At 42.1% G+C, this 18,771-nt stretch carries 13 protein-coding genes; 3 read left to right on the forward strand and 10 right to left on the reverse strand.

Annotated elements, in window-relative coordinates; translation table 11 throughout:
- Positions 1–54: 54 nt before the first annotated feature.
- Genes PWYN_RS04660 through PWYN_RS04670 form a run of 3 tightly spaced genes read right to left on the reverse strand, consistent with a single transcriptional unit; the run spans position 55 to position 3,537 of the window.
- On the reverse strand, positions 55–1,617 hold the full coding sequence (locus PWYN_RS04660) for an extracellular solute-binding protein (RefSeq protein ID WP_036649010.1): 1,563 nt from the start codon (positions 1,615–1,617) through the stop codon (positions 55–57).
- 52 nt (positions 1,618–1,669) lie between these two features.
- Positions 1,670–2,545, reverse strand: coding sequence for a carbohydrate ABC transporter permease (locus PWYN_RS04665; RefSeq protein WP_036649012.1), 876 nt, complete (start codon positions 2,543–2,545; stop codon positions 1,670–1,672).
- Between the two features lie 44 nt (positions 2,546–2,589).
- Entirely contained in the window at positions 2,590–3,537 is a 948-nt protein-coding gene (locus PWYN_RS04670; protein ID WP_036653245.1) for an ABC transporter permease, read from the reverse strand.
- A 536-nt stretch (positions 3,538–4,073) separates the two neighbouring features.
- On the opposite strand from PWYN_RS04670, the gene PWYN_RS04675 reads away from it, so the two are divergent.
- A complete protein-coding gene (locus tag PWYN_RS04675; protein WP_240479682.1) occupies positions 4,074–6,197 on the forward strand; it encodes a response regulator transcription factor in 2,124 nt (707 codons plus the stop codon).
- Between the two features lie 330 nt (positions 6,198–6,527).
- Here the strand turns inward: PWYN_RS04675 and PWYN_RS04680 are convergent, their stop codons facing one another.
- Positions 6,528–7,706, reverse strand: coding sequence for a glycoside hydrolase family 130 protein (locus tag PWYN_RS04680; RefSeq protein WP_036649018.1), 1,179 nt, complete (start codon positions 7,704–7,706; stop codon positions 6,528–6,530).
- A gap of 157 nt (positions 7,707–7,863) precedes the next feature.
- Here PWYN_RS04680 and PWYN_RS27810 point away from each other — a divergent pair, with 157 nt between their 5' ends.
- Entirely contained in the window at positions 7,864–8,676 is an 813-nt protein-coding gene (locus PWYN_RS27810; protein ID WP_169744087.1) for an AraC family transcriptional regulator, read from the forward strand.
- Positions 8,677–8,737: 61 nt separating this feature from the next.
- On the opposite strand, the gene PWYN_RS04690 is transcribed toward PWYN_RS27810, so the two are convergent.
- From PWYN_RS04690 to PWYN_RS04710, 5 genes are all read right to left on the reverse strand, one after another.
- Positions 8,738–10,093 carry a GH1 family beta-glucosidase gene (locus PWYN_RS04690; RefSeq protein ID WP_036649020.1) on the reverse strand — a complete coding sequence of 452 codons (1,356 nt, stop codon included), beginning with the start codon at positions 10,091–10,093 and terminating at the stop codon, positions 8,738–8,740.
- Between the two features lie 95 nt (positions 10,094–10,188).
- Complete coding sequence (locus PWYN_RS04695) at positions 10,189–11,379, reverse strand: polysaccharide pyruvyl transferase family protein (RefSeq protein WP_205622734.1); 1,191 nt, start codon at positions 11,377–11,379, stop codon at positions 10,189–10,191.
- 23 nt (positions 11,380–11,402) lie between these two features.
- Positions 11,403–12,812: a glycoside hydrolase family 88 protein gene (locus tag PWYN_RS04700; RefSeq protein ID WP_036649023.1), complete on the reverse strand. Its 1,410-nt coding sequence runs from the start codon at positions 12,810–12,812 to the stop codon at positions 11,403–11,405.
- Positions 12,813–12,847: 35 nt separating this feature from the next.
- A complete protein-coding gene (locus PWYN_RS04705; protein WP_036649025.1) occupies positions 12,848–14,704 on the reverse strand; it encodes a DUF2264 domain-containing protein in 1,857 nt (618 codons plus the stop codon).
- A gap of 26 nt (positions 14,705–14,730) precedes the next feature.
- On the reverse strand, positions 14,731–15,918 hold the full coding sequence (locus PWYN_RS04710; protein ID WP_036649026.1) for a glycoside hydrolase family 88 protein: 1,188 nt from the start codon (positions 15,916–15,918) through the stop codon (positions 14,731–14,733).
- A 123-nt stretch (positions 15,919–16,041) separates the two neighbouring features.
- Between PWYN_RS04710 and PWYN_RS04715 the strand changes: the two genes are divergently transcribed.
- Complete coding sequence (locus tag PWYN_RS04715; protein WP_036649028.1) at positions 16,042–16,923, forward strand: AraC family transcriptional regulator; 882 nt, start codon at positions 16,042–16,044, stop codon at positions 16,921–16,923.
- Between the two features lie 245 nt (positions 16,924–17,168).
- Here PWYN_RS04715 and PWYN_RS04720 read toward each other — a convergent pair whose 3' ends face one another.
- Entirely contained in the window at positions 17,169–18,734 is a 1,566-nt protein-coding gene (locus tag PWYN_RS04720; protein WP_157261085.1) for an MGH1-like glycoside hydrolase domain-containing protein, read from the reverse strand.
- Positions 18,735–18,771: the final 37 nt, after the last annotated feature.

Raw genomic sequence — 18,771 nt, forward strand, 5'->3', positions numbered from 1 at the left:
TTAGTGGGCATAAGCCCACTAACCTTTTTACATACTACAAGATTTTATATAAAATTATTTAGCGCCAAACAATTCTTTGTAGCTGGCTTCTCTTTCAACAAGGATCTTGTTAAGATTAGCATCTTTTTTCATTGTTTCAACTAACTTGTCCCAAGATTCGATAGGTTCTTTACCCATGATAACTTTGATCTTCATGTCTTGAATTTTCTTACCAATTTCCGGCCCTACCTTAGTATCCGTTTCGGAACTAACTCCACTATTGTTGATATACACACCATTTTCAATACGTTCAGCAATGACCTTCTTGTCACGCTCGAAATATGCTGTCGGATATCCAGGAGCTGGTACAATACGGCTGTAAGGATCTACATTCGTCCAGATATTGCTTAATGCTTTACCTGCCAATTTCGTAAACTCTTCATTTACTACTTTAACGCCGTCTGTCTCTGTAAAGTGAACATCTTTCAGTCCAAAGTTCGCAAGTTCCATACCTTCAGGAGTAGCGCCATAGTCAAAGAACTCAAGAATTTTCTTCACCTTTTCTTCCGGTACTTTCTTGGAAATCAAGTAATTTCCGAAGAAACCGCCTTCTTTAATAGCATACTTTTCTCCAGTTGCAGGGCTAACTAAGGTTGGTACATGTTCAAGGGCTGCATCTGGAGCTATCGTTGACAGTGTTTGAAGGATTTCACCTAACACTTTAGAATCCATCGCACTAGGCATCATTCCTAATTTGCCCTGCTTCATCATATCAATGACTTGTGTGCTCTCCATGATGGCAAAGTCAGGTGCCATAACTCCCTCTTTGTACGCTTTTTGAAGCCATAAGATTGCATCACGAGTAGCAGGCTCAAAATCTTTAACTTTTGTAGGCTCACCAGGTAAATTAACATAAAAACCGTTATATCCATTAAATACATCTTCCACAAACTCAAGCTTATCCATCCAGCCTTCTGCGACACTCGAACTAAAGCCATAAGTGTCTTTCTTGCCGTTGCCATCCGGGTCTTGCTCAGTGAAGGCTTTAAGAACGGTATACAATTCATCCATAGTTGTAGGCATTTCTAAACCTAACTTTGTAAGCCAATCCTGACGTAACATTGGGAATGGAGCACCTCCAACGAGCGGACGAGGGCGAGGCAAACCATAAACTTTACCGTCAACCTTGGAGTTATCAATACTTTCTTTTGGATATGTTTTTGCAATGTTTGGATAGTCCTTCAAAAACGGAGTCAAGTCCCAAAAGGCTCCACTATCAATAGCGTTCAGAACAGCAGCATCGTAAATCCATGTGGTTAAAAGAACATCAGGAATTTGTCCTGAAGCCAACATGACCTGAAACTTATCTCCATAGTTATTAGAAGGCACATAGGTTATGTCCAATTTGGTGTTTGTACGTTTCTCCATCTCAAGTTCAATTGCATTGTCATTAGCCGGAGCTTCTGCACCATAGTTAATCGTTGATAGACTAATCTTTGTCGGCTCTTTTACAGAATTCTCTGCAGCAGGTTTTGATGCTTCTGGTGTTGTCTCCTCATTATTACCGCCACAACCAGCAAGCGCACCAGTCAATAATACCGTTGAAGACAGAGCTAACGTAAATAATTTCTTTTTCATTTCTTTTCATCCCCTTCTTCTCTTCTAATATAATTAGCAATCTATGTGATAATCATCCCTTAACAGAGCCAAGCATAACACCCTTGGCAAAATGCTTCTGCAGGAATGGGTACACTATAAGAATAGGAACCGTGGCAATAATTACAGCTGCCATCTTGATGGTCTGCGGCGGAACTTGTTGTCCGGCTTCAGCTCCAGCTGTAGGGTCCCCAATGCCTGTCTCTGACATGACCAGCATGCCTTGCAACAAAACTTGCAGCGGTCGTTTGTCAGGATCTGAAATATACAGAAGTGCATTAAAGAATGTATTCCAATATCCAACTGCAAAAAATAATCCGAATGCAGCCAAAGCTGGCAGCGATAGAGGCAATATGATCTGGAAGAATATTCTGAGATCATTAGCCCCATCAATATGTGCGGATTCTTCTAGGCTTTCAGGAATACCATCGAAGAAGGTCTTGAGCAGCAAAGCATTCCAACCACTGAGCAATCCGGGCAGGATTATAGACCATAGACTATCCATGAGGCCAAGTTCCCTTATAACCAAGTAATTCGGAATAATACCAGGGCTGAACAATATCGTAATCAACAGCGCAATCATCAACACCTTGTGCCCGAACAATCTTTTTCTCGAGATCATATAAGCAAATGCAGCAGATACCATCAGACTAAGTGCAGTTCCGAAGATAGCCAGATAGGCGCTGACTCCAAGTGATCGAATAAATGTTTTGGTGGAAAAAATGTACTCATAAGCTGATAACGTAAATGTTTCTGGAAAAAGGATAAAGCTTTTACTTGCTGCTTCTATCGGATCCGCAAACGAGTTAATAAGAACATAATAGAAGGGAAATAATGAGATAAGGCCGATTATAGTTAGTAAAATAACGTTTATGTTAGCAAAAATTCTCTCCCCTAGCGATTCTCGCATAGTTGACACTCCTTTTGATTTTATTCTTTTATATTTTTATTTTATTAATAGAAACCTGATCCTCCAGCCTTCTTAACCATCTTATTAGATAAGATGACAAGCAGGAGCCCGATCGCCGACTTGAACAATCCTACAGCAGTGGTATAGCTGAACTGAGACTGCTTCACACCTACACGATAGATATAAGTATCAAATACATCGGATACACTTGATACAGCTGAATTCTGTAATAGGAAGACTTGTTCGAAGCCAACATCCATAATGTGTCCGAGCTTCAGAATAAGCAGAATAATAATAACATTCTGGATTGCAGGGATCGTAATACTCCACATTTGCTGAATTCGATTGGCTCCATCGATCCGTGCGGCTTCATACAACTGAGGATCCACATTGGCCATCGCTGCTAGAAAGATTACTGTCCCCCAACCTGCTTCCTTCCATATACTCTGGCCCGTGAGGAAGCCCCAGAAATATTCAGGTGTCGTTAACCATTCAATTCGATCAAAACCCAACGAGATCAGAACGTTATTGACTAGTCCTTCTCCAGTAGAAAACATTGTAAAGGTAAGACCGGCAATGATTACCCATGACAGAAAGTGAGGAAGATATACAATCGATTGAATCGTCCGCTTAAACACTTCGTTCCGAACCTCATTCAACATTAAGGATAATATAATTGGAACAGGAAAGAAGAAAACAAGACTAAGCAAATTAATGGCTAGCGTATTTCTTAATAACATGAAGAAATCCGGATTATTGAAGAACAAGGTGAAATTTTCAAAACCAACCCATTCACTCTTTAAAAACCCTAGAAATGGGGAATAATCTTGAAACGCGATCAGTACACCCCACATCGGTGTATACTTAAAGATAATCATACATAACAACCCTGGTAAGCCCAGCAGATATAAATATCTATCACGCTTTAGCTTGTTCCAAACTTTGTTCTGTCGTTGAATGGGCTTCTTCGCTTGGAAATTTGCTACTTTCATATTATTTGTAGTGCTCATATGCATCTCCCTCACTTTTATCCGAGTACTGTGCTCGGTTGTCTATGGCCTGACTATATAACATGGTTCCCTTTCCTGCACTAAGACTTATTTGGATGATGTAGTGCGTAAGAAATGCCGTAGATTCAGGCTTTTGTAACCCTTTACAAAAAACTCTCAAGTACAGAAAACCCTCTACATACTGATTAACTATTGCAGCAAGAATTAATGGAGTATATATTTATACCTGAAAGTGCCGATCTGAATTCGAATTCCCCTAGGAAGGTGAGAACAAGCTGAAACTTAATACTGGGAAATATACCAAACACATTAGTAGTTCCAAAATTCACTCGTCTTTCTTTAGAAAAAGTCTCGTAATTGTTTTGCTGATCACCTGTTTGCCCACAGCTCTTATTGGCTTAAGTCTTTACTTTATTGGCGTAAACCAAATTGAATCTGAAGTGAGCAAGACACACCAGGCAAGACTGAATCAAGTGTCTAGACAAATGGATGAACAGTTGTCCCAAATGGAAATAAGAATGTCAAATTGGGTTTTCAATCCTATGTTTGGGTCAAAGCTCAAACATATTAATTTCAGTCAGGAAGTTGATTTCACCAGAGATCTGCTTAAGACATTATTAGTTATGCAGGAAACAAACCCACTCATTGCGGAAGTCTATTTGTATATAGATGACAATAAAACGCTAATAAGCAGCTCGCGCGGCGTGAATAGAATCCAGGAGCCTTCAGATACTTCATATTCTGGTTTTCGAAAATTAATGGAAACCAATCAGAATTTCTTCTGGACTAAATCACTATTTATACCGGGAATATCCGATAATCCGTTACTTCATACAGAACTTAAGTACAATCTGATTCACAAACTGCCCAGTGATTCATCAGATAAATATGGGGTTCTTGTGGTTCGGTTGGATGAAGCCAAAGTGAAATTATTGTTCAGTGAGATCGAAGATTCCGAGGCAACCCTTTTACTCGATCATGAAGGAGATATATTAAGCAGAGGAGACCAAAAGTCACCCCATAAAGCCTTTCTGGAGGAATCCGTTCGTAATAAGGTATTTGCCCACTGGAAGGATCAAAAACAAGAAACATTTCCGACCAGATTGGAGAATAAAAATTATTCGATCTCTTACTACACATTCTCCAGGCTAGATACGAACTGGATTTTCGCAACTGCTTATGATGTTTCAAATGTACTCCGACCCGTAATCGTCATGTCTCGTGTGATTATGATAATAAGTGTAAGCGGCCTCTTAACTGCGATCATTCTATCTTGGCTCGCTTCTCAGAGGTTATATCAACCTATAGCCCGATTAATTGGTGCTATATCAAATGGTAAACTGCAACGCGGGATGGAGAATGGTGATGAGCTAAGATTTATTGAGAAGGAATGGAACAATTTATCACGGGAGAGCCAAATCTTACAGACTCGGGTCGAAGAACAACTTCCTACCCTTCGAGAAGGGTTCATGCTGCAGCTGGTTCAGGGTCGCCTCTATTATTTATCTGATAATGAACTTAAATCCAGATTGTCATATTACGGTTGGAAGACGGTTGACCAACAATTCACAGTCATTCTGTTGCAGTTAAACGGATTGATGAATGTAGGAGGGAAATTTACTGAGGAGGATGAGCAACTAGTCACCTTTGCGGCCGCTAATATTGTAGATGAACTTACCGACATACGCTTAGAGCAGACCTATGTTATTAATTTTCAGGACTCGACCGTAGGCATCATTATAGGAATGCCATTAGATTTACCAGTTTCTACAATTAAGAAGGAATTAACTCAACTTTCTGAGGAGATCATTTCTATATTGGACAACATCCTTAAACTTCAAGTAACGGTGTGTATGGGTCCTCTCAGCCCGATTCTTGGACGAGTCCCAAAAATGATTGAAGAAGCGCGTCACACTCTTAAATTTCGTAAGCTGATCGAAGATAACCAGATCATTGATATGGATTCGCTATTAGTTACAGGCGATTTTACTTTTGTATATCCTTTTGAGATAGAGAAAGAACTGATCTATGCTATCCGATTGGGACAACGTGAAGAAGCTTTTAGCAGAGCTGAAGATTTCGTAGCTGAATTAGAAAAAAATGTAGGTGTACAGCATTTCGTTCAGCAAGCTATGGCGCAATTGGTTGGTAATATTAACAACGCCCTGCTTCAAGCAGGATTCAATGTCTACAGCATCTATAAAGGCCAGAACATATATGGGGAGATTCAGCAGCTTAGACAAACACAGGAAATGCTGAAATGGTTCAAGAATATGATCATTACTCCTTATTTAACTGAAATGAATGAGACTTACAATTCGCAAATGACACAAGTCGTAGAGAAGGTAGTCCGCCTAGTTGATGATAGATACATGACGGACCTGTCATTAGAGGAATGTGCTGATTTGCTCGGAGTAAATGTCTCTTCCCTCAGCAAAACGTTCAAGCAAATTAAGGGAATTAATTATGTTGATTATGTAACTAATGTGCGTATCGAAGCCTCAAAAAAACTGTTAGAGGAAACGAATATGAAAATTAGCGAAATTGCAGAGAAGGTCGGTTATCAGCATTCCTGGTTTAATCGAGTATTTAAGAAGTCTGAAGGGGTTACACCGACTCAATACAGAGAAAATAAACAATAGAGCTTTGTTTTTACAGGAAAAGGCCGCCATTCGATTAGTTGAATGGTGGCCTTTTTTCTTTATTATATAGATTGAACTAAAGATTTTTAGTATAAAGGATTAGTCGCACTGCGGTGAATGTTTGGACTTCCGGCCGCTGTTGTCTACAGATTTCTTTGAATCATACCGCTCTTCGCGGTAGAAATCCGTAGACAAAGGCGATCGCTAACGCTCCTACAGTTCCAAAATCCCCCTTCGCCACTCCGTTCCCTTTTCTCTAATTTTAAAGTTCATTTTATATAGTTTAAAATTCTAACCGCGAATGGAACCCTCCTATTCTTGGGTAGCCAACTAAGCCTCTATCTGTTTGTTCTGCTCGATGAGTGCAATTCGCTGCTGAACACAAGCAAATGATCGCGCAGCATCCTCAGGCGTATTCATTACGTAATCTAATAGTTGCTCAATTGTTGTTGTAGCTACATGACATCGTGTATCTGAGGATGCGTAATATATGAATACATCGCCATTGTCCTTAGCCACAATACCATTGCAGAATAAGACATTGGATACATCTCCAATTCGTTCTTCTCCCTCAGGTGCCATGAAATATCCACCCGGACGGTTTGTGATGAGCCATGGCTTATCGAGATCAGCCAGAAATGCGTAGAGCACATATCGTAATCCGGCTGCCGTATTTCTCACGCCATGCGCGATCGTCAACCAGCCCTTTTCGGTTTTAATGGGTGCAGGACCCATTCCATTCTTGGATTCCTTAATGGTATGGTATTGCTTCGGCTCGATTATGATTTCTTGTTCCAGAACCGCATTTATCATACTCTCACATAATCCCCAACCTATCCCACCTGCTAAGCCTACATCCATAAATCCATCGGAGGGTCTTGTATATAAAGCATATTTTCCATCCACAAATTCAGGGTGCAGCACAACATTACGTTGTTGGGCAGAAGACGTCTTCAAATCAGGCAACCGTTCCCAATTTAGAAGGTCATGTGTTCTAGCTATGCCACATTGGGCAATCGCACTGGATGTATCTCCTGCTGAGACATTAGGGTCTTTTCGCTCGGTACAAAACAAACCATAAATCCATCCATCCTCATGCTGAACTAACCTCATATCATATACATTCGTGTCCGGATCTTCTGTCTCAGGCATAACTAGTGGCTTATCCCAAAAAGTAAAGTTGTCTACCCCATTATCGCTTTCAGCAATGGCAAAAAATGATTTGCGGTCAATTCCCTCTAATCGGACAACCAGATGAATTTTACCATTGAATTCGATGGCCCCCGGATTCAGTGCGCAATTAATACCCAGTCTTTCTTGAAGAAATGGATTGGTTTCTCGATTGAAGTCGTAGCGCCAGGATAAAGGGACATGTTGACCTGTTATCACAGGATTCAGATATCGATCAACAATACCATTCCCAACACCGTTGATTTTATTTTGACGTTCTTTCAGCTCCTGATACTCATTTGTTAATCCTTTTAATCTTTTTTCAAATATATTTGCCATTGTAGTTATTCACTCCCGGTCTGATATATTTATACTAATTGATTGTCTTGATACTAATTATAATGTTATAATTGCTCATATTAAATGACTAATCATTTTATCTTTTAAACTTTTCAGTTATATATATATTAAAAATATGAAGTTGGAGCGAAGGCCAATGTCCTCGTCATTAAACACTTTATTAGTGGGTATTAATACACCGCATACCATCGATTTCACTATCGATCGACCCCATGGAGATAACTGTTTTGTCTTAATGTGTTTTTCCACACCGTTCTTTACACGGACCGTTAATGGTATTGAAATCGGGGAACCTGGAGACTGTCTTCTGCATGACCCTCTTTTCCCCCAATATCATGGCACCCTGTATGGAATGAAAGAAGGCTTTCGGAATGACTGGCTACACATAGAAGGTGATGAAATCAGGGAGCTTGCCAATCAATATGGTGTCAAACTCAATAGTCTTAATCGTACCGGGGAAAAACACTTTCTTTCAGCCTATTTTCGCGCTATTGAGGCAGAGCTCACCTTGAAGAGGCCTTACTGGGAACAAAAAATCGGAATTATTGTGCAGGACGTTATATGCGCGATCGGCAGACAGCAAAGGTTAATGATTGAGTTGGAGAAGTATACTCCTTCGGAGAGGGCTTTCAAAGGAAAATTTATCGATGCACGGGCGGAGATTCATGAACAATTCGCGGAGGATTGGACGGTACAACATATGGCAAATCTGGTCAGTTTAAGTGCAGAACGTTTCTCCGTGCTCTACCAGACTTTTTTCCATACTAGCCCTAAAGAGGATTTAATCTCAAAAAGACTTGAAGAAGCCAAGGTCCGTTTAATCAACAGCAATGATAGTGTCGAAAAAATTAGTCTGGAATGTGGCTTCAATAGTATCTATTACTTTTCAAGAATTTTTAAAAAACGGGTAGGCTGTCCCCCCGGCTATTACAGAAACAGGATGAATTAATAAAAAAAGAAACCTTACAGGCGATTTATCGCGTAAGGTTTCTTTCGTTTACAATATTGACTTAAAAAACATCCTTGCTCTCAAACCAGCCTTTCTTTACCAAGCCTTGGTACCAATAAAAGCTATCCTTAGGCGTACGCTCCAACGTCTTGAAGTCAATATGAACCAATCCAAAAGGCTTAGTATAACCGAAGGCCCATTCGAAGTTATCCATCATAGACCAACACATATACCCTTTAATATTAACGCCAGACTCAATGGCTCGATGAAGTTGAATCAAATGCTTACGGAGATAGAGGGTCCGCTTACGATCATCTACTCGGCCATCCTTTTTCTCTGCTTCGTAACAGGCACCATTCTCAGTAATCACTATTGGAATATCCCCATATTCTTCTTTAACCCATGTCAGCACATTAAAAAATCCCTCAGGGTATATATTCCACCCAAAATCTGTCTTCTCCATCTCCACGTCGACATAGTCCAACTCCAGTACTCCGTTGCCAGGTGCGGATCTTATAACGGTACTGGAATAATAATTTATACCAAGGATGTCTGTAGGTTGAGCGATGATCTCCATATCACCAGGCTGAACGGGAACATTATAACCCTTGTCCCGATAGTAGCTTAGTAATTCTTGCGGATACTCCCCTTTGAACACTGGATCTGTGAACCACATATTTAAGTACATATGTCTCCTGCGGGTAGCTGCTAAATCTTCTTCTTTGTTACTGTAGGGAATTTGCCACTCCGTATTAGGTGCAATTCCAATCTGACCCTCGCAACCTAATTCTCTAAACAGCTTCACTGTCCGTCCATGGGCAACAAGCAAGTGATGGGCAACATCCAGGGCAGCTTGCAAATCGGTCCATCCCGGTGCATGATGGCCTAGCTCATGAGATAAGAATGCGACACACCAGGGTTCATTAAAGGTAAGCCAGTTCTTAACTTTACCGCTTAGACGCTTGAATACCGTCTCCGTATAATGGACATACGCGTCAATAGTCTCTCTATTCGTCCAGCCACCATTATCCTGCAAGGCTTGAGGCAGATCCCAATGATAAAGGGTACACATCGGCTCAATACCATTTTCGAGCAGCTTGTCTACAAACTTTTCGTAGTAATCAAGTCCCTTTTTATTCTCCAAACCCGTTCCTTCAGGATAAACCCTTGGCCAAGCGATTGAGAAACGATACGATGTGATGCCCAGCTTTTTCATCAGTGCTATATCTTCTTCATATCGATTATAGCTGTCGCATGCGATATCTCCGTTATCCCCGTTCAACACTTTACCAGGAGTTTTGGAAAAGCTGTCCCAGATGGACATCCCTCTACCATCCTGATTGTATGCTCCTTCAACTTGGTACGATGCAGTTGCTGTACCCCACTTAAACCCTTTTGGAAACTGATAAATAGTCATGAATTGTTCCTCCTGCTGATTGATTCTATGAGTAATTATATTACTTTCCGTTTATATTAAAATGAATGATAACACTATGTTTTTATACTTTTTGCTTATTGCAGTTCCCTCTCTAAGGTCGCTACCATTTCTTGGTGAAGATTGTGTACCCGCTCCTTAGCAGCCAATGCTTTGCTCTTAGCGTCCGATAAATTTGTTACCAGGGTTAGAACCACAGGAACGATTCCTGATATCTCTTCCTCTACATCCATATCAAAAAGCCACTCCCCTAGGCCAATATCCTGCCACATGTAGCCCTTGCTGCTCTGCTCTTTCCAGCGGCACACGATTGCGGGAATTCCGTTACCTATACACATAATGGGTGAATGCATTTCGCTTCCAAAGAGTCCTGCTGAACGAACATATACACTTAATGCCTCATCTGTTAACCAAAATTGATCTCTCCACACCACATTCGGCAAAACATCAGCTGGGAGCTTATCATACAGCATTTCCTTAGTAATCTCCATCTGAGAGCAATCTTCAGGGCAAATAAGTACTTTTAATTTTGTATTTCTTACCACTTCGATAATCGCTTGTCTCAAGGGAGCATGATCATGCTCCTTCATCTTCTCATTAATTAAATGTCGTTCTTCATTAAAGGGTTGGTTCTTAATCTTCCAGAAGGGAGTGTATCTGAGTCTTGAGATGCAGCATACAAATTGCCCAACTTCCAAATGACTTTCTTCTAGGAATTTCTCCGCCCGCACATCATCTCTCAGATCAACGGCAAAGGCAGCATCAGGGCCAAAACTCATAATCGGGCTATGAATATGATCTTTTTTAGCTAGTTCAAGAGATACTGAGTCTCTGAAATATATAAATTTCGCTTGATTCAGCACTTTCTTCACTTCAGGCCAATCTGACTCTCCATACCCTCCATAGGTAATCCCAAATACTCCAAAGGACTTTCCTGTATGCTTCATATAGGCGGCAATATCCTCACAACCTACCAGTAAAGGGCCTGAGCCGTGCAGTAAGAATGTGCTCTTGTCCAATGCTGCTTGTAGTTCTAGATTGGTTGCTTTTCCTTCTTGCCCAATACGTCCCTGTACCGTCTGAAGTTTGGGAAATCTGTTGTTCAGCATATCCTTAACCTCATCTGTAAAGTCATCCGATGCCCAGAGGATAACTTCCACTTCAGGCATGTATTGCTCAAGCAGGGTTAAAACACCAGGGGTATGTGCTATATCCCCAATGTTGACCACCTGCCACGCAGAGCGAAGAATAATTGTTGTTGTTTTCACCATAATCACTCCTAGGACTGGTTCTATCTATTCTTTGTAGTGGCGAGTAGCTGACCCATTAGTCCCATGGTCATCTGTGAGAGGACTCGATATCCGCTTCGTTGCAGCGATTCCCCATTCTTGTTGCTCTGAGCAGTTCCGGTCATCAGACCATCTGGCGTTAAATAAAGTAGAAGCGACTTTACGGACAGATCCAAATCAGCTCCCCCTGTATAATCTGGAAGCCCGGTACGAATCGCAATCGCCGCAGCTGCCGCTATGGCTGCAGAGGCTGAGGTATCGATCCCGGTCTCAGGTTCGTCAAGAAAACAATTCCATAACCCCTGCTCGTTGCGGTAAGAGAATGCCCGGCGCAACGTTCGGGCAAATTCCTCCTCAATAATGAGCTCTTGTTCATAACTAAGCAGACCGTTCCGCTTGAATTCCTCCAGAGAACGAATGAGCCCAAGTAAATGCCAACCGTAAGCCCTGCCCCAATTCCCAAAGGTGCGTGATTCATCATCCATTCTTCTAAGAAACAGGATTTCTTCATGCCACAGCAAATCTCTTCGAAGCTGCAGCTGCTTATAGGCCATTTGAGCCAAGCGATGATCCCCCCGCTGACTTGCAATAACCGCAAGTGGATACGCTATGGTATAACTTCCTTCAGAAGACAGCATATCGCCGTCCTTAATAATTCCCATCTCGTCAGTATGGGCGAACATGAACTGAACGGCTTGCTCCACAAGGATATGAGAGGGTTCAAGCTTAGCCAATATGGCTATCGGAAGCGTTGATTCTATCCCATAGAATCGCCCATCTACTACATAGCTCTTCGGATCCTCGTAGGTAAGATCACCTTTTGCCGTAATATAGAGATCCAAATGTTTATGAATGGTGGCTATCTGTCCCATATCCATCAATCCGTCAAGCACGCACCCTTCCATCCATCCAAATTGTTGGATGCTGGCAAGAGTATTAAACCGTTCCCCGAAGGCATCTACCGCTAAGCCGCCGGAACCGTCCATTAAATGAGGCAATAATGTGGGCTCATCAAGACTGCCGTCTGTACCCTGTACAAAAAACCATAGAGGTGAATTACCTTGAAGCAAACGTAGACCGATGCCTTCCTTGAGCGCGGTGATAGCATCGTTTAAACTCATAGGCAGTTCAAAGATCTGAAAGACATGGGCAAATCGTATATCCAAGGTTCCCAGCACCCGCCCTGATTTCAGAGCAAATACTTCTACTATTTTGTTCTCACGTACATCAACGGCCACCGCAATTCGAAATCGAACATGATCCTTAACCAGAACGATAGATTCATCCCAATGGAGCGCGGTTATCTTCCCTTCACCTGGGACGACGGGGCTCGCAGACCAACCAAATGGAATTCTCATTCCATCCGGCAAACCTATCTCTGGCGCTGAGATTCGCTCTGCTAACTGATACAAGCCTTGACCTCCATAAAAAAGTATTTGAATTATTTTTAAATCATTTCTAAATCAACGAGGATATTATCTTGCTCTTTAACGATAATTCTATTATCTTTCACTTGAAGTACAGGTGTTCTATCATAGTTATCGCGGATATTCTCAATATCGTCTTGGACAAAAATAGCACTCGCAATCCAATGGGTTCCGATCTGCAGTTCTTTTCTAAGTGTAGGTATCATGGTTTTAGGATGCATTAAGTTAACATTCGGCTCGGGATGGAGCATTTCAGCCTTTAAATCTCCCAACAGGGACTTAATGCCGGTTCCCCCCCATGTAAGTAATGCAGCAATACTCCCCTTACTTGCATGAATGTCCATATTTTTGAATGATTTCATATTCTGCTCTGTAGGAATGGAAAAGCCACCCTCTGCGATATCCAGTTCCCTCTCCGTCTGAATCCGGTGAATACGAATATGCCACGGCAAGCCAGGGACTATCCATGAACGAACCTCCACATCTCTCCATGGTCTCCATAGGGAGTAGATCAAGTTGTCCTCAATCCTGAATTCCTCGCACTTACGTCTTGTCCGATATAAATTATCCTTCTCAGCCAAAGCCAGGTTGTTGTCATAAGCGCCCTGCTCCAGTCCAAAACTCCCCTTGGATACGCTGAAGCCAAGCAGATTGGAATAAGCAAACTTCCCATATTTCTCCGCACAATGTGCGGGTTCAAAACCTGCATGTTGCCCTGAGGTAAAGGCAACGACATGGTTATTTGCTGCTTCTCTGCAAACAATCATCCGGGCTTCTTTTTGAACGGATTTCGCTTCCAATTCAGGTAAAGGCAGTTCTTCTGCCAGCCAGAAAGGATGATCATCAGCAAGCGCTAAGGGTAAAAATGACTTCATAGCCCAATACGGTGAGCCTGGCGCATTATATCCTTCTGCCATCATTAAGTTCGGATAAGAATAACCAATGGTAAGGATCCCTTCCGGTGAGAACATAGGCTGTTCAAACCACCACCGGAGATTTCTCAAGAGAAGTCCTTTAATGACACCCCAAGGAAATGCCTCTACCCCTGCGAAGGCCAGTGCCCCCCAAAAACAACTCTGAGCAAATCGGTAAGTAAGGCTTCTACCGAAAGCCAAAGCGGCCCCATGCTTGCCAAACCAATAGATAAAGTCCTTTGCAAAAAGGGCTGCTCTTTCCTTATATACCCTGCTGCGTTCAGGATCTTCATTCTCCATCACTTGTGCATAAATCAAGCTGTAGAAGTGAAAGGCAAAGGGGATGTAATAGTCCATTTGCTCCGTATCCCCATCCTTGTACCAGCCGGTTGACAAATAAAACTCATCCAAACGGTTTAAATCCTGCTCAATCATCTCCTTGTCATACTCGCAGCCTACCTTTAACAAGGCCACATTAACTAGAACTCGGAAAAACCTCCAGTTGGTATCCACTGTTATCCGTTGATTGGTTTGTCCAATCCAGCTTGCAAGATTCGCTTTCTCTTGTTCATTCAGTTGTCCCCATGACTGCTCTGGTGCCAGAATAAGGGTCAATGCGATAGATGCAAGCTCTACCATCTTTTGGTCACAGTCTCCAATATTTTCCCAGTACTCTTCGTTCATCGGATCAGTGCCGCTACGGATTCCCTTGATATAGTTCTCCCAGTAATCCCACGTTCCTCCTCCGGCTAACAAAGGAGCTAATCCCCATAAAGGTCTCGCAAAGCCTTCGAACTTAGCGGTTTTTTGGCTCGTTCTAGAGGCGGTATTGCCAATATCCAGCAATGCACCTTGAGCACTATAATAAGGCTTCAAAGGATCACACAACTGTTTTACAGCTAGGCCCAAGTCATTTTTATTCAGTAAAGGGTTGGAAGCTATAGGCACGTTATTGTTTGTCATAAAATATCCCCCCTGTTCATTTGCAATTACCAGAATAATTTCCAATCTTTAATCAACCGAACTAATGCCTCAAAGTAATAGTAATCACCCCAAATATTACATTCATCGATGCCACTGTTATGAGGTTTGGCGTAAACGGCATGGAGCAATACACCGTTAGATTCCGGGACGTTTTTACTCGTGTATTGATCTGCAAGTGATTTTATAATTTGCATACTAACATTTTCATATATCTGTTTGTCCTTATCTGTAAGGGGAAGACTTTTGGATAACTCTAATAATCCACAGGCTGCAATAGCTGCGGAAGAACTGTCACGCTCTTCGGGCCCTGAAGTAAAGATCAGATCCCAATAGGCGATAGAATCATCCGGCAAACGATTAATATAATAGTTGGCGACTTTCTTCGCAAGATCAATCAGACCGGAATCTCCGGTATAATTATAGCTTAGCGGAAAACCGTAAATACCCCACGCTTGACCCCTTGCCCAGCAAGACTGATCTGAGAAGCCTTGTACGGTTTCACCGTATTTAGGCTGACCTGTATAAATATCCATGAAGAAGGTGTGATAGCTGGAGGCATCTTCTCTGATAATATACTTCTCAGCCATCTTCACATGACTAAAGGCTGCTTCGTAATATTTCTTATCGCCAGTTACTTCAGTGGCCCAGTAGAGCAGGGGTAGATTCATGCAGCAGTCAATAATCATACGTCCACCGTTAACTGGATCATCTTCGCCACCCCAAGCCTGGATAATTCCTGCCTTCTCGAAATACCTCTCCATCAGCAGATCCGCCGCTTTGATACCGATCTCCTTCGCAACTTCACTGTTAGTCAGCTTATAGGCTGCAACACTGGAGAGCGTATAGAGAAACCCTAGGTCATGAGTTCCTGTTGCTATCCGCTCTTCAACCCGCTCTTTGTAACTCTCCAATTGAATTTCTGCAACCTTGCGATATTTCATATCTCCGGTCACTTCATAGGCGAGCCATAGCATACCTGTCCAGAAAGAGGATGTCCATTCTATGTTGTCAATGGCTGGATACACGTTGTTTATACTGGCTGGAGCAGGGTATTTGTAAGTGAATGTCTCTAAATTCTGATCTACTTTTTTCAAAATATAAGCAATAGCTTCCTCGCAGAATTCCTTTGTTAACTCAGGTCGTTGTCCATATTTACTGATGTTTTGAATACCTTCATTTCGTATTTCCTTCATAATAAAGTTACCTCCAGTAAGGGTATAAGATACCCTAAGTATATACTTGAATTATAGCTTTCTACTTACTTCGTTTTGCGTTAAAATAACGTTAGGATGTCATCTTAGGGAGGCTTTTGCAATATGAAATCACATCTGAAGATGGGCTATAATTACAACGGGCTAAAAACATCTTTTGACTTTGCCTATCAAATAACGACGACTAAGAATAACTGGAATATATTTCACAGCCATGAGGGTATGGAGTTTCTTTATGTTCATGAAGGAAACGGACATGCTATCATTGATCAGAAAATAGTTGAAATAGGCCCCCGAACGCTGGTCTATTTCCAACCCTTTCAACTCCACGGCACCAAAGTATTTTTAGAACATTCTGCCGTTTATATTCGATCTATTTTATCCTTTGAGCCTTCAGAAGTAGAAACCTATTTGCAGCCGTTTCATGCTCTGAAGACATTCTTCCAACAAATCTGGAAGACCAAATTAGTTACACAAATAATTACTGAATTACCTATAGGAAATCCAATTGAGTCCCTTTATCGGCATTATAATCACATCCTGAACAACTGCTCTCCCAATGAGAAAGATGAAGAATTCTCTCTCCTTATCATTTCTTTTCTTCAATACGTTAAGACGGTGTGGCCTGAACAAATGCAGAATATGAATCAAGGCTCTTCCACCCATCAGACCTATATTGAAAGAATCATGACGTGGATTGAGGAAAATTATACGGTGGAATTTCAATTGGAGCTGCTGAGTAAAGAATTACATCTGTCGCAACATTACATCTCCCATCTGTTCCAGAACTCGACAGGAACAACAATTACACAATATTTAATTGCTCGGCGTATGCGTCAGGCGTGCTGGCTGCTTAAGAACAGCACTTTACCCATTCACCAAATCTGTCAACATGTAGGCCTGACCAATGTCTCTTACTTCTGCAAGAAATTTAAAGATTATACCGGAAGGACTCCTCTCAGCTATAGATCGGGTAAAGCCATCTAATCTTCATGCAAAAGCGTTTACAAGTCGGTCACCCTCGATGTGCATATTAACTAACAACAGGATGGTATCAAGATGTATAATTTATGTAATGTTAAAATCCCCCGTTTTCTTTTTACATCCTACTAAAAACGCTAGGTTAAGGGTTTATTGAATAAAAAAATAACGCGTGCTGGTTAGAATCAGCGCGCGTTGGCTACTTAGCCTTTAATGGTATTTGTAAGCACCCATATCCACTCTACCCGTAGTCACAGGTCTGTTGTATCCCTTAAATTCCTTGGTGGTACCGAAATTATTGTCTCCTGTCCATTCTCCCATCTGACAACTAGAGTGACAGATACCGTTGAAGAAGCCGTGATGACCGGTGCCTGTTCGGGAGTGTCTCTTTCATCGCACCGCAGATCTATAACTCCCTCTCTTCCGTATGGATAACTGGTGATACCGTGCTCCTCCAGAAGTCTGATATCCCATATCAGTTTAGAATTCGGCACATCGGGCTTCAAGCCGAAGACGAATTCAAAAAGCATTGCAATAGGTGAAAGTCCTGTCCATCCTACAAAATCGCCCTTTGAATGGTTCCCACGGGAAGCAAATTCAGGCGAATAGTTCTCCCAGAGGGTTCCTGTTTCACTAAAAACCCGGACTACATTTTCCAGATGTCGAGTGGAGAGTTCATGAGTCAAATTATTGTAACCCGACGTTTGAAGTCCCTTCAAGACCATATAATTAGTTGGCGCCCAAACTCCACCGCGCCAATATTCGCCTTCCTCACTGTAGCGTGGATGGTCAGCCGAGAGGGTTGGAATCGGGTGGGGACGGTTGAATTCCTTCTCATTCATGAGATGGGCAATGAAGCGTTCCTTATTGTGCTCTAAAATGACATCCGCAAGCAATGACCAATAGGCTCCAATGGACTTGACATAGTTTAGCTGACCGTCGCTCCATAGATCATAATAGAACGCACTCTCATCATCCCACATCTTTTGATTCACATGATTGGACAACGCTTTCACTTCATCTTCGAAGTCACGAAGCTCACTCACCCGGTCGATTTCCCGTCCCATCTTGAGGAGCAGCTTAGCGCTCAGAATTTGTTGAAGACATGTATCCAACCACGTCATATGCCCATGGGACCAACTTTCGTGGTAATTCTCCTTTAGCCTTGGCTGATTGTCCATTCCGCAGCCCCACCCGGTTGACCAATAGGTTCCATCCGGCCAAGTCCGGTACTGGCGCAGCCAACGATGGTAGGAAACCAACACAGGGAAAACCTGAGTCAATCGATCTTTATCTCCGAAGTTTTGATAATACTCCCATTCCGCCAAGGGAAGTATGTTCGGGCCCGTGCTCGAGGGGTCGTGGCGGTGAAAACGGTCTGTGCCGCTGCTCTCATCAATTTCTCTGCAGATAAATCCGTCCTTATGCTGTTTGGCATAAAAGTTGTCCAAGGTCCGTTGAAATTGAAACGCTCTCGATCCATAACGGGCGAATAGAAGAATAAAGCTGGAATCCCACATGAAGAGACAATTATTAAATGCTGTGTCAATGAAGTTGGAAACAAAACCACTATCCGGAGCTGGCTTGCGGAGATTACCAAAAGCTATTTCCCAGGCTTTCCAATAGCAATTGATAGTTTCCTCATGACCACTCCAGAAGGGGTGGGGAAGAACATCCTTCGCATTCTGGAACGTGGGAAGCTCCGTATCCTCCCTTTCAGCATTAATGAAACGGTTCTCTTCCTCCATGGGATCGGCAATATATAAACTATAATATTTTGTCTGCAAGGGTTTCTTTACGGTTGATAGGGAGTCCAATATTTCAATCAGCACCTCTCATAAGATAAATTAGTGA

It is taken from the genome of Paenibacillus wynnii (assembly GCF_000757885.1).
Taxonomy (GTDB): Bacteria; Bacillota; Bacilli; order Paenibacillales; family Paenibacillaceae; genus Paenibacillus_AQ; species Paenibacillus_AQ wynnii.